This is a genomic window from Sporosarcina sp. NCCP-2222 (assembly GCF_023168145.1).
In the GTDB taxonomy this organism is placed as follows: domain Bacteria; phylum Bacillota; class Bacilli; order Bacillales_A; family Planococcaceae; genus Sporosarcina.
The window spans coordinates 285,476-297,752 of the sequence record NZ_BQYK01000001.1; the positions used below are offsets into that span (position 1 = coordinate 285,476).

10 protein-coding genes and 1 other RNA gene are annotated in these 12,277 nt (G+C 46.4%); 1 reads left to right on the plus strand and 10 read right to left on the minus strand.

All coding sequences use genetic code 11. The features are described 5' to 3' along the window. The 5 genes from recD2 to cymR all read right to left on the minus strand — a co-directional run. Positions 1–1,771, minus strand: a 1,771-nt coding sequence (gene recD2 / locus NCCP2222_RS01635; RefSeq protein ID WP_248508996.1) for an SF1B family DNA helicase RecD2, incomplete at its 3' end; no start/stop codon positions are given. A 28-nt stretch (positions 1,772–1,799) separates the two neighbouring features. Then, positions 1,800–2,465 carry a tetratricopeptide repeat protein gene (locus tag NCCP2222_RS01640; RefSeq protein ID WP_248508998.1) on the minus strand — a complete coding sequence of 222 codons (666 nt, stop codon included), beginning with the start codon at positions 2,463–2,465 and terminating at the stop codon, positions 1,800–1,802. A gap of 15 nt (positions 2,466–2,480) precedes the next feature. Further along, positions 2,481–3,602 (minus strand): tRNA 2-thiouridine(34) synthase MnmA, encoded by a 1,122-nt coding sequence (mnmA, locus tag NCCP2222_RS01645; RefSeq protein ID WP_248509000.1) that lies wholly within the window; start codon positions 3,600–3,602, stop codon positions 2,481–2,483. 23 nt (positions 3,603–3,625) lie between these two features. Continuing rightward, complete coding sequence (locus NCCP2222_RS01650) at positions 3,626–4,768, minus strand: cysteine desulfurase family protein (protein ID WP_248509002.1); 1,143 nt, start codon at positions 4,766–4,768, stop codon at positions 3,626–3,628. Positions 4,769–4,782: 14 nt separating this feature from the next. Next, positions 4,783–5,202 (minus strand): cysteine metabolism transcriptional regulator CymR, encoded by a 420-nt coding sequence (cymR, locus tag NCCP2222_RS01655; RefSeq protein ID WP_248509767.1) that lies wholly within the window; start codon positions 5,200–5,202, stop codon positions 4,783–4,785. 123 nt (positions 5,203–5,325) lie between these two features. Here cymR and NCCP2222_RS01660 point away from each other — a divergent pair, with 123 nt between their 5' ends. Then, positions 5,326–6,609 carry a replication-associated recombination protein A gene (locus tag NCCP2222_RS01660; RefSeq protein ID WP_248509004.1) on the plus strand — a complete coding sequence of 428 codons (1,284 nt, stop codon included), beginning with the start codon at positions 5,326–5,328 and terminating at the stop codon, positions 6,607–6,609. A gap of 318 nt (positions 6,610–6,927) precedes the next feature. Here the strand turns inward: NCCP2222_RS01660 and NCCP2222_RS01665 are convergent, their stop codons facing one another. The 5 genes from NCCP2222_RS01665 to hisS form a co-directional block, all read right to left on the minus strand. After that, on the minus strand, positions 6,928–7,833 hold the full coding sequence (locus NCCP2222_RS01665) for a chemotaxis protein (RefSeq protein ID WP_248509006.1): 906 nt from the start codon (positions 7,831–7,833) through the stop codon (positions 6,928–6,930). A 246-nt stretch (positions 7,834–8,079) separates the two neighbouring features. Next, on the minus strand, positions 8,080–8,841 hold the full coding sequence (locus tag NCCP2222_RS01670; protein ID WP_238082229.1) for a tRNA threonylcarbamoyladenosine dehydratase: 762 nt from the start codon (positions 8,839–8,841) through the stop codon (positions 8,080–8,082). A gap of 83 nt (positions 8,842–8,924) precedes the next feature. Next, positions 8,925–9,106: non-coding RNA, 6S RNA (ssrS, locus tag NCCP2222_RS01675), on the minus strand. A 77-nt stretch (positions 9,107–9,183) separates the two neighbouring features. Next, positions 9,184–10,950, minus strand: a complete 1,767-nt coding sequence (aspS, locus tag NCCP2222_RS01680; protein ID WP_375709146.1) for an aspartate--tRNA ligase — start codon at positions 10,948–10,950, stop codon at positions 9,184–9,186. A gap of 15 nt (positions 10,951–10,965) precedes the next feature. Then, a complete protein-coding gene (hisS, locus tag NCCP2222_RS01685) occupies positions 10,966–12,237 on the minus strand; it encodes a histidine--tRNA ligase (RefSeq protein WP_248509010.1) in 1,272 nt (423 codons plus the stop codon). Positions 12,238–12,277: the final 40 nt, after the last annotated feature.

Consider the following 12,277-nt stretch of genomic DNA (forward strand, 5'->3'; position numbering starts at 1 on the left):
TCAATATATCAATGCCAGCTGTGCCTTTGTACATCGGCGCTAGCACCTGGATGTCTTTAATGGAATGGCCCTTTGCTAATGCATTCTTCAGCACCTGCTCCACGACATTCATGATCTGATCACCAGTCGAGCGGATAAACGAACGATCTGAAGTCTTTTTAATTAAATTGTCATTCCACTCAGAACGCTTGATCATGTGAGCCATTTCAATAATCGTGGAACCCGCGCTTTGCCGGTAAATCTCTTTCAATTCAACGACCGGAATTTTCCCGGATTCCAGCATATCCTTCAGGACTTGTCCCGGTCCTACAGGCGGCAACTGATCCTGGTCACCTACGAACAAGATTTGGATATCATCGTCCAACGCTTTCAACAACTGATGGGCAAGCCATGTATCGACCATCGACATCTCGTCAATGATCAGCAGCCTGCCTTCGACTTCCCTGCCTTCCGCTTCATCTTTTTCCTGTCCGGTGAAGCCGAGAAGACGATGGATCGTCATTGCCGGAAGCCCTGTCGATTCGGACATCCGTTTTGCCGCCCGTCCGGTTGGGGCTGCCAATACAATCGGAAAAGGTTCCTGCTTTTTTGCATATTCCTTCGGATCCAGAGAAAGTCCATGCAGTTCCGCATACACTTCGACAAGTCCTCTAATAACTGTGGTTTTTCCAGTACCCGGCCCGCCAGTCAAAATCATGACAGACGAGTGAAGGGCCGTTTGTATAGCAGCTGCCTGAGTTTCGGCATACGTTACGCCAAGCCGTTCCTCCGCTTCCCCGATTGCCTTCCTAACTTCGGAAGCAGGAAACGCATCCGCTTTCTTGCCTTTCAACAAACGATCAAGTTTCGAGGCAATGCCAAGCTCAGAAAAGTAGAGGGAGGGGATGTATAATTTGCGTTCCTCGGCACACAGCTTGGATTCTTCCACCAACTCAATAATTGACTGGGAAATGCGTTCGAATGGAATATCCTCCGGCTGACTTGCTTCCAGCATGCGCTTCACTTCGGGCAATACATCGTCTGCAAGCAAATAAACATGGCCTGCCGATTGGACCGCTTGATTCATATAGTGCAAAATAGCCGCTTTCACACGTGATGGATGCTGCCCGGTCATGCCAAGCTGCCTGCCGAGTTCATCCGCCCGCTGAAAGCCAATTCCCTCTATTTCTTCAATGAGACGGTACGGATTTTCAGTTAATCGCTCAATCGATTCCTCGCGATATGTTTGGTAAATTCTCATGGCGAGCTGGGGGCCGAAACCCCACTCATTTAGCTGGACGATTGTCCTCTCGAGACCTAAGTTCTGCTGAAGCACCGAAGTTAGCGTCTCTTTCCGTTCATCAGATAGCTTTGGTATAGCGTCTAGCACAGAGGGATTTTCCACTATTTTTCGAATGGCGTCTTTTCCAAGCGTCTTAACAATCGTATCCGCAGTTTTTCTGCCAATGCCAGGAAAGAGATCCCCCGACAGATAATGAACAAGACCATCCTCCGTCTCAGGCATCTCCTTTGAAAAGGTCATGACATCGAACTGCTCGCCGTATGTATTGTGTTTGACAAGCCGTCCTGTGAAGCGGTATTCCTCATTTTCCGTCAGCTGTGGAAAGTTACCTTTGATTACAATTTCTTTGTCACCATACCCACAATTCGTCTTGCTGATTTTCAGCTTGGCTATCGTAAACAGATTGGTGGGATTATGGAAGATCGTAACGACCGGACGTCCGACCAAAAAAACTTCCTCTTTCCTATCGTTACCGAATAACTCTTCCATATTCATTCACCGCCTTATCTGTAATCTATTACTTATCAGCTTCGCCTTGCTTGATCATGTCATAAATATATTTCGATTGGACATGGTCTGGCTCGATCCTGAAAGCACGTTCCAAATGATAAAGTGCATCTTCCTTCTGATCGGTCGATACCGCATAAACCATTCCTAAATTATAATGTGCATCAGGATGTTCCGGATCTTTTTCGACCAATTCACGAAGTACTTTTTCGGCATCCTTAAATAATTCAAGTTTAGCCAGCAGAATTCCGTACGAAAGCTGAATTTCCAAATCATCTGGAGCTAGTTCAAGAGCACGCTGCAAATAAGGCAGCGCCAACTTTTCATTGCCTCCCTGCTCCAGGCTTTTACCGAGCATGAAATAGGCGTCCGCCTGCTCCATGCCGCTCCGCACTGCCTTTTCATACAATTTGGCCGCTTCTTCAAAACGCCCATTATTGTAATAAAGATTAGCGAGACCGTAATAGGCTGTGACCGCCTCCTCGTCCAACGTCAATGCTTTTTGGAAAAAACGCTCCGCCCGTTCCACATCGCCGACAGCCGTAAAGACATTTCCTAAATTGATATAGCCAACAGGATTGTCAGGCTCCTGCTCTGCTGCTTTCACAAATGCTTCAATTGCTTTTTCATATTTACCTTGCTGTAAGGATTGAATCCCTATTTCGTTATATCCCATCGTGGTACCTGCCCCTTATCCGACATAATCCAGTTCTTTACCATCTTTAATGACCGTGTCAATTGTCCCGCCGCCAAGACATTCCTCACCATCATAAAAAACAACGGCTTGGCCCGGCGTAATCGCTCTCACCGGGACATCAAACACAACGTTTGCCCGGCCTCCTTCTAGGAGTTCAACCTTCACTTTCGTGTCTGGTTGACGGTAACGGAATTTGGCTGTACATTCGAACGTCTGCGGCATTTTTCGAGCAGTTGTGAAGCTACTATTTACCGCAGTCAAGCTGTCAGAATACAATGCATCATTATGGAAGCCCTGGCCAACGAGAAGAACATTATTCTTCAAGTCTTTCCCTAGAACGAACCAAGGGTCTCCCGCTCCTCCGATGCCAAGTCCGTGGCGCTGGCCGATTGTATAATACATCAGGCCATCATGCTTCCCGACGGTCTCCCCTTCCATCGTTTTCATATCTCCAGGCTGTGCCGGCAAATACTGGCCGAGAAACTCTTTAAAATTGCGTTCGCCAATGAAACAGATTCCTGTGGAGTCTTTCTTTTTAGCAGTCGTCAAACCGGCCCGTTCTGCTATTTTGCGCACTTCGCTTTTATCCAGATTTCCGATCGGGAACATCACTTTACTCAATTGTTCCTGAGTCAGCTGATTAAGGAAATATGTCTGGTCTTTATTATCATCCTTGCCTCTCAGCATCGCAACGCCATCTTCCGTTTCCACAACTTGCGCATAGTGTCCAGTCGCAAGAAAATCCGCCCCGAGGCTCATTGCATGGTCAAGAAATGCTTTAAATTTAATTTCTTTATTGCACATGACATCTGGATTTGGAGTTCGTCCAGCTTTATATTCTTCAAGGAAATAAGTGAATACTTTATCCCAATATTGCTTCTCAAAATTTACCGCATAATAGGGAATGCCGATTTCATTGCATACACTTATGACATCCTCATAATCTTCTGTCGCTGTACAAACCCCGAACTCATCCGTGTCATCCCAGTTTTTCATGAAGATGCCAATGACGTCATAGCCTTGTTCTTTCAACAACAGCGCGGCCACTGATGAGTCGACGCCGCCAGACATGCCGACGACGACGCGTGTATTTTCTACTGCTTTTGTAGTTCTCATATATTGTTTCATCCTTTATCTATTCAATTCACGAGACGATGTATAACCCGAGCCACTCGTTCAGCCGCGTCTGCGACCTTCTGTTCATCCAAACCATAGCCGAAACTGAAACGGACCGAATTTCGCAATTTTGGAGACTCTTTTCCGCAAATCGCAGTGAGTACATGGGATGGATCCAAGGAGCCTGCAGTACAAGCTGAACCGCTTGAGACAGCAACACCCTCCATATCCAAATTGACGAGCAATGATTCGATATCCGTACCTGGGAAACTTACATTTAGAATATGATGCAGTTTTTCAGCATCTTTTGCATTCACCTCATAAGCAATGGAATGCTTATCCAGAACAGTGAGTAGTGAGGAGGCATACGTTTCATATGCCTGCCGGTTCGCCTCCATTCCAGCTTGTGCGACTTCCACAGCTTTTGCAAATCCAGCCATCGCCGTCACATTTTCCGTGCCGGCTCTTCGTTTACGTTCTTGCTCTCCTCCGTAAAGAAGTGGTGTAGTAATCATTCCTTTTCGCTGATAGAGGAAACCGATCCCTTTTGGACCATTTAACTTATGTGCTGAGGCAGATAGCAAATCGACACCTAATTCATTTACATCAATCGGCAAGATGCCGAATGCCTGCACAGCATCCGTGTGGAATACCGCCTGATGGCCAGTAAGTAGTTCTCCAATTTCCCGAATTGGCTGGATTGTGCCGATTTCATTGTTGCCAAGCATGATTGTTACGAGTATTGTCCGATCGGTCAGTGCTTGTTCCACTTGCCGTGCTTGGACACGGCCATCTTCATCCACAGGCAGATAGGTCACGTCATAGCCTTGTTTTTCAAGCATTTGGCACGTATGAAGAACGGCATGATGCTCGATATTCGTAGTAATAATATGGTTCCCTTTTTCTTTCATGGCGGTGGCAGTGCCGACAATTGCAATATTATCCGCTTCCGTCCCGCCGGAAGTAAAGATGATTTCTACCGGGTCCGCGTGAATGGCACGTGCAATCGTTTTTCTGGCATCATCCACTACTTTTCTGGCTGTCCGACCATATTGATGAATACTCGAGGGATTTCCGAAGACCGCGTTCATCGTATCCATATACGCCTTTGCTACTTCGGGATGGACAGGCGTTGTAGCGGCATGGTCAAGATAGATTGTATCCATATGAAAAACTCCTTTTAAATGTAAAACATATACCCTTCTGGTTCAGGCGCTCTATCCGAGTCAATTAAATCTTCAATCGTTGTCGTATCCAGGACTCCCCGGATTGCTTCACCGATGCGATGCCATAATTCTTGCTGCGGCACATCATCCTCATCCATATCCTCAATGAGTTGGATCGGGCCTTCCAACACCCGAATAACATCACCTGCAGTAATTTCACTTGGCGCTTTCGTCAATTTATAACCGCCATACGCGCCGCGGACGCTTTTCACTACCCCACTATTTCGTAAAGGAGGAATCAACTGCTCCAAATAGGCTTCAGATAAATTATGTTCTTCCGCTATTTTTCGTAAAGGCAATGGGCCTTCTCCATAGTTTCTGCCAAGTTCAACGACAATCGTCAAACCATATCGGCCTTTTGTAGATATTCTCATCGTATCCAACAGTCCTTTTTCTCGAATTGCTTCACACATTATAGCATACAACAGTGCGCTCTTCCTCCATATGACTTCATTCATGCTATAATGAAAGGAACAGATGTACGAGGAGTGATCGTTTTGCATAATGAACCGTTGGCGTATCGGATGCGCCCACGAACGATAGATGAAATAGCCGGACAACAACATATTATCGGCGAGAAGACCTCGCTCTATCGGATGGTAAAAAACGGCCATGTCCCCTCGATGCTTTTATATGGTGAGCCGGGCATCGGAAAAACATCGCTAGCACATGCGATTGCCGGGACTAGTGAATTGCCGTTTATTGCCCTGAATGCGACCGTTTCAGGAAAAAAGGATGTAGAAGATGTCGTTGCGGAGGCCCGCATTACCGGCAAAGTTCTATTATTCCTGGATGAAATTCATCGTTTCAATAAATTGCAGCAGGACACATTGCTTCCCCACGTAGAAAGCGGATCTATTGTACTTATCGGGGCAACGACGGAGAATCCTTTTCATGATGTGAACCCCGCCATCCGTTCAAGATGCGGAGAAATCTTACAATTGAAACGGCTGGAAGCCGCGGATCTGGAAAAATTACTGCACCGGGCCCTTCACGATGAAGACCGGGGACTGGGCAAGTTGAATATCGCGATCGAAGAAAGCCAGGTGAAGAGGATTGCCGAAGGGGTTAACGGAGATGCCCGAAAAGCACTGACAGTTTTGGAGTCTGTCGTGTCCGCAAGTGATGAGGAAGATGGAAAAGTTGTGATCGAAGATTGGCTGATAGATAATCTGATTGGCAGAATTGGCTTAGTTGGAGATAAAAAAGGTTCGCACCATTATAACTTGTTATCGGCTCTCCAGAAATCCGTCCGGGGCAGCGATGTCAATGCGGCAGTCTATTATTTGGCCAACCTCCTTGAAACGGGGGATCTCGTCGCCGTTTCAAGGAGACTGCTCGTTATGGCTTATGAGGATATCGGCCTGGCCGATCCAAATGTCGGACCGCATGTCCTCGCCGCCACGGAAGCAGCCGTCCGGCTCGGCATGCCAGAAGCGAGGATTCCCCTTTCGAATGCTGTAATTGAAATGTGCCTTGCGTCCAAATCGAATTCTGCCTACCTGGCAATCGACGCAGCGACGAAAGCATTGCACGAAGGACAGACCGGCGATATTCCGCCTCATTTACGGGACGCGCATTACGCCGGCGCAGCCGCACTCGGGCATGTGGGCTACCAATACCCACATGACCATCCGATTGGTTCTTTCGGCGGATGGGTCAACCAGCAGTACTTGCCTGATTCAATCGCTCAAATGGAATTCTATAAACCCGTCATTGCCGGCGAAGAGAAAAAGATGGCAGGCATTTACGATAGGTTGAAAGAGTTTCGGAAAAAATGATGGTTTGAGTTATGACTGACTATATAGAAGCATTTTCTGTTGAGAAGTGAACAGAGAATGCTTTTTTTATGAGGTTGACTTTGACGTCTTATGGGAAACTTCAATTTCAGTTGAAATGGGATGAGATCTTATGTACCAATAGGCCGCTTGTAATCGTTTAAGCCAAACCCGTATGCGCGGCTGTTCTCGTTTATGCGCGGGTGACAGACCGGTATGCGCGGGGGCAACGGCCAATTAAAAAACGCGAAACAGACCGACTATTGCTCGTCGAACTGTTCGCGCCAATTTTATTTTAGGATTGTCTAATGTTCTTTGAAATTAAAGAATATACTGATCCATCTTTAATACAAGTTCGGCGATTTCCGGTTTGCTTACTTGGTCATTCGCTCCTACGCTTATTCCCTTATGCTTTAATTCATCGGTGATTAGGGAAGAGAAAATGATGACTGGCAGCATAGCCAATTGATGGTTCTCGCGAATTCTGCGAGTGAAATGATGGCCATCCATTTGTGGCATTTCAATGTCCGTAATGACAAGTTGAATGACATCGGCTACATTTTTCCCGCTGGCTACAATACTCTCTAAATAAGCCAAGGCATCTTTGCCATTCTCAAAAAAGTCGACATTGGCATAGCCCGCTTCCAACAGAGTATCGTTCAAAAGTTTACGTAACAATGGTGAATCTTCCGCTACTAAAATCCGCTTATCGATCCGTTCCCGCTTGCCGAGCTTTTTCACTTCTTCGACTCGGATGCCGCTGTCCGGGTTGATTTCTAAAACGATTTTTTCGAAATCCAGCAATAAAAGCATATCGTCATTCCGTTTGATGACGCCGATGACTTGAGCCGCCTCACCTGAGTAGAGATCCGCAGGCTTCTCAAGCTGGTTCCAGGATACCCTGTGGATTTGCGTCACTTCGTGAACATGGAAAACGACTTGTTGTTTATTGAAAGCCGCTACAATATATTTTCCTTCCTGCTTGCCGATTGTTTCCGGCAATCCCATTACCCGTTCCATACTAATGACTGGCAGTACATCCCCCCGCAATTGAATGATTCCTTCAATAGCCGGATGGGAGTGAGGAATTGGTGTGATTGGGGTCGGCATGATGATTTCCTTCACTTTAATTACATTTATACCGTACCGGTTATGGCCCATTTCAAATTCAACAATTTCCAACTCGTTCGTGCCGCTCTCTAGTAAAATCCCTTCATGTTGGCTCATTCTTTCTTCAACCCTCTCACCGTCTGAACAGTTGTCTGCCAGACTCGTACTCTATTTACTTCTTAGTATACATGGTTCCTATGTACCATGCCATAGGAAACGATTAATATAAGCAAATTTCTTCATTTTTAACCCTAACATTAATCGTAAGTTGGAGGGGCTATTTTCGACTACTAGTAAAAAGGATATCTCATCTTTTATTTCCACAGAAAAAACGGATCCTCGCATAGGGATCCGTTTTTCTGATTAGCTATTCACCCGCTCAATCGGGATGTCCTTAATCATATCATTAATGACCCAGCTGGCACATATAAGGCCTGCGGCAGACGGCACGAATGCATTGGAGCTTGGAGGCATTTTTGCTTTTCGGATTTCGGCGTCTGGTTTCCCAACTTTATCGACGACATCTTCTCGGACAACAATCGGACTTTCATCAGAAAACACAACAGGAACACCTTTTTTAATCCCCTCTTTGCGTAAACGAAGACGGATTACTTTGGCAATCGGGTCGGTATGTGTTTTCGAAATATCAGCGATTTTGAATCGCGTTGGATCTAATTTATTCGCCGCTCCCATACTGGAAATGATTTTTACGCCCCGAGCGATGCATTCCTTGATTAAATGGATTTTGTAACTGATCGTGTCAGAGGCATCTATGACATAATCAGGTGCATGGTTGAAAAATTCCTCATACGTTTCTTCGGTATAAAACATATGCAATGGAATGACTTCACATTCCTTGTTAATATCGGCGATGCGTTCTGTCATCACTTCCACTTTGGAACGGCCAATCGTTGAAAGTGTTGCGACCAGTTGACGATTAACATTCGTAATATCAACTACGTCTTTATCCACGAGAATAATGCGGCCAACTCCGCTGCGCGCGCAAGCTTCTGCAGCGAACGATCCCACTCCCCCGACTCCAAGAATGGCGACCGTCTTTCCTTTGATCCGCTCCAATCCCTCTTTGCCAATAGCTAGTTCATTTCTTGAAAATTGGTGTAACAAGATGAATCCTTCCTTCCTCTGCAGGCATAAAAGTAAAAACCCCCTCCGCGCAAGGGCAAGAGGGGATCGATTATTCAATAGTGACGAATCCCGAATGTGCCGTCAAAATGGAATCGTCTTGAACCCGCACTCAGCAGGTGGGTGCCCAATCCATACCATCTGACGTCCCTCTAAAGGGCATGCCATCAAGCCTGGAATTTAGACTCCCTACGATAATTATGTTCGGTCAAAACTGATGTTCAAATGACGAACACTTCAGGATTCGTATTACCTGTATACTATCACACTTCTTTAAATCATTCAACGATTTTGCTTTTTTACGTAAATGCCAGTTTACCAGATTTACGCATTTTCTTTCTGTCTGATGCCAATCCCCAATTCGACAAGTTGCGCTTCATCCACCGGGCTTGGTGCGTCTGTGAGCAAGCAGCTTGCGCTTGCTGTTTTAGGGAACGCAATAGTATCGCGCAAGTTCGTGGAACCTGACAATAACATGACGATCCGGTCCAGACCAAAAGCAATTCCTCCGTGAGGCGGTGTTCCGTAATCGAACGCATCCAATAGGAATCCGAATTGCTCTCTCGCTTGATCTTGACTGAAACCAAGAGCTTTGAACATCTTTTCTTGAACATCGCGCTGGTAGATCCGCAACGAACCTCCACCGAGCTCATATCCATTCAGCACTAGGTCATAGGCTTGAGCTTTCACGGATGCAGGATCCGTTTCCAAACCTTGTACGTCCGCAGGCATTGTAAATGGATGGTGGGCTGCATAATAACGTCCATCTTCTTCGTCATATTCAAATAACGGCCATTCTGTAACCCAAAGGAAATTGAATTTCGTCTCGTCAATCAATCCAAGATCCTTGCCTAATTTAGAACGTAAGGCTCCCAAGGCATCCGCGACGACATTTTTCTTATCTGCAACGAACAATAAGAGGTCTCCGTCTTCTGCAGAAGCCGCCTGAATTAATCCGCTTGCCGCTTCTCCTTCAAAAAATTTGGCAATCGGTCCTTTCAAACCTTCTGCATCCACTTTCAGCCAAGCCAATCCTTTTGCACCGTAGCGAGCCGCGAACTCGCCAAGCGCATCGATGTCTTTCCGTGAAAATTGATCTGCTTTCCCTTTGACGTTAATCAACTTCACTTGGCCTCCGCCTTCAACAGCTGACGCAAACACTTTGAAGGAAGAATCCTTGACTAACTCCGATACATCGGTCAATTCCATTTCAAAGCGTGTATCTGGCTTATCTGAACCATAACGGGCCATTGCCTCGTCGTATGGCAGGCGCTTAAATGGCGTCTCGATGTCAATCCCTTTTACATCTTTCATTACTTTCTTCATCAGGCGTTCATTCAACTCGATGATGTCATCGATGGACATGAAACTCATTTCCATATCGATTTGCGTGAATTCCGGCTGACGGTCTGCACGAAGGTCTTCATCCCGGAAGCAGCGGGCAATTTGGTAGTACCGGTCAAAACCCGAAACCATGAGCATTTGTTTGAATAATTGCGGTGATTGAGGCAGCGCATAAAACTCTCCGTCATGTACCCGGCTTGGCACGAGATAATCCCTTGCCCCTTCCGGTGTCGATTTGGTAAGAATCGGCGTTTCCACTTCAATAAACCCTTCTTCGTCCAGGAAATTGCGGACCGTCTTGGAAATATCCGAACGCATTTTGAATACATTCGCCAGCTGTGGGCGCCGTAAATCTAGATAACGGTGTTTCAACCGAACCTCTTCATTGACATCCGTCTCATCCTCAATAATAAAAGGTGGTGTTTTTGCTTCATTGATAATGACGACCTTTTCGGCCTGCACTTCAATAGCTCCCGTTTTCAATTTCGGATTTTTCTGGTTCTCTTCGCGTTCCACTACTGAACCGACCAATTCGACAACGTATTCATTGCGGAGCGTCTCAGCGATAGCGAGTGCTTCCTTTGAAATATCCGGGTTAAAGACGACTTGGACAAGACCTGTCCGATCCCGCATATCCACGAAAATCAAACCGCCTAAATCACGTCTTTTTTGCACCCATCCTTGTAGTGTCACGGTTTGCCCGATTGTCTGCTCATTCAATTCTCCACAATAATGTGTCCGTCGCATCTCCATCAACCTTCCTTATTTCAACAGTTCTTTTATCTTCCCGGCAATTGCCGTTGCTGCAACTTGTTCTTGTGTTCCGTCACCCATATTCTTCAATTGGACGACGCCCTGTGCCACTTCGTCCTCTGCAATGATGCAAACCAGCTTTGCTTCATGGCGATCGGCCGATTTCATTTGCGCTTTCATTTTACGGTCCATGAAATCCATATCAGCCTTCACGCCTTCTTTACGCAATTGTTGGAGCAGCTGAAAGCCTTTCCGATGAGCCTCTTCTCCAAGTGTGACCACATAGACGTCCAAGGATGGTTCATCTTCAAATGACTTTTCTTCTGCGTCTAATGCGAGTAAAAGACGCTCAATACTCATCGCAAACCCGATTCCAGGTGCATTAGGCCCGCCGATTTCCTCGGATAGTCCGTTGTAACGGCCGCCACCGCAAAGTGTTGTGATGGCACCGAATCCTTTTGAGGTGCTCATAATCTCAAACGCAGTGTGGTTGTAGTAATCTAGCCCCCGGACAAGATTTGGATCGATTTCATATTCAATTCCCGCATCTTCCAGGAATGATTGCACTTGGTTGAAATAGAGCTTTGATGGCACATTCAAATAGTCCGGCAAGGATGGAGCTGAAGCCATCAGTGGGTGATCCCGGTCTACTTTACAGTCGAGAATACGCAGTGGATTCTTTTCAAGCCTTGACTGGCAGTCTTTACAGAACTCACCGATATGTGGCCGGAAGTGTGCTACCAGCGCTTCGCGATGTGCCGTTCTGGACTCCGCATCACCCAGTGAATTCAAAACAAGTTTTAAATCGGACAATCCTGCCCGCTTATACACTTCCATCGCGAGTGAGATGACTTCTGCATCGATTGCCGGATCATCACTTCCTATCGCTTCGACTCCAAATTGAACAAATTGCCGGTACCGGCCTGCCTGTTGCCGCTCATAACGGAACATGGGGCCGCTATAGTATAGCTTTACAGGCTGATCAGCATATCCGAACATCTTGTTTTCAACGAACGACCGAACAACAGGTGCCGTGCCTTCTGGACGGAGGGTCATGGAACGATCTCCTCGGTCTGTGAATGTATACATTTCTTTTTGCACGATATCGGTAGTATCCCCAACCGTTCTTAAAAACAATTCCGTCTGCTCGAAAATCGGCGTCCGGATTTCTTTGTAACGGTACAGTTCGCAAATGTCACGCATAATTGCTTCTACGCGCTGCCATTTCCAGGATTGAGCAGGGAGTATATCCTGCGTTCCTCTTGGCACTTTAAAGTTCATGTGACTTCCCCTTTCTCTTCAACATTTTTCATTTGTAAGC

Coding starts and splice junctions, on each gene's coding strand:
- NCCP2222_RS01640 (WP_248508998.1), bottom strand. CDS start 2,465: ATGGGATATAACGAAATAGGGATTCAATCCTTACAGCAAGGTAAATAT.
- mnmA (WP_248509000.1), bottom strand. CDS start 3,602: ATGAGAACTACAAAAGCAGTAGAAAATACACGCGTCGTCGTCGGCATG.
- NCCP2222_RS01650 (WP_248509002.1), bottom strand. CDS start 4,768: ATGGATACAATCTATCTTGACCATGCCGCTACAACGCCTGTCCATCCC.
- cymR (WP_248509767.1), bottom strand. CDS start 5,202: ATGAGAATATCTACAAAAGGCCGATATGGTTTGACGATTGTCGTTGAA.
- NCCP2222_RS01665 (WP_248509006.1), bottom strand. CDS start 7,833: ATGAGCCAACATGAAGGGATTTTACTAGAGAGCGGCACGAACGAGTTG.
- aspS (WP_375709146.1), bottom strand. CDS start 10,950: ATGCGACGGACACATTATTGTGGAGAATTGAATGAGCAGACAATCGGG.
- hisS (WP_248509010.1), bottom strand. CDS start 12,237: ATGAACTTTAAAGTGCCAAGAGGAACGCAGGATATACTCCCTGCTCAA.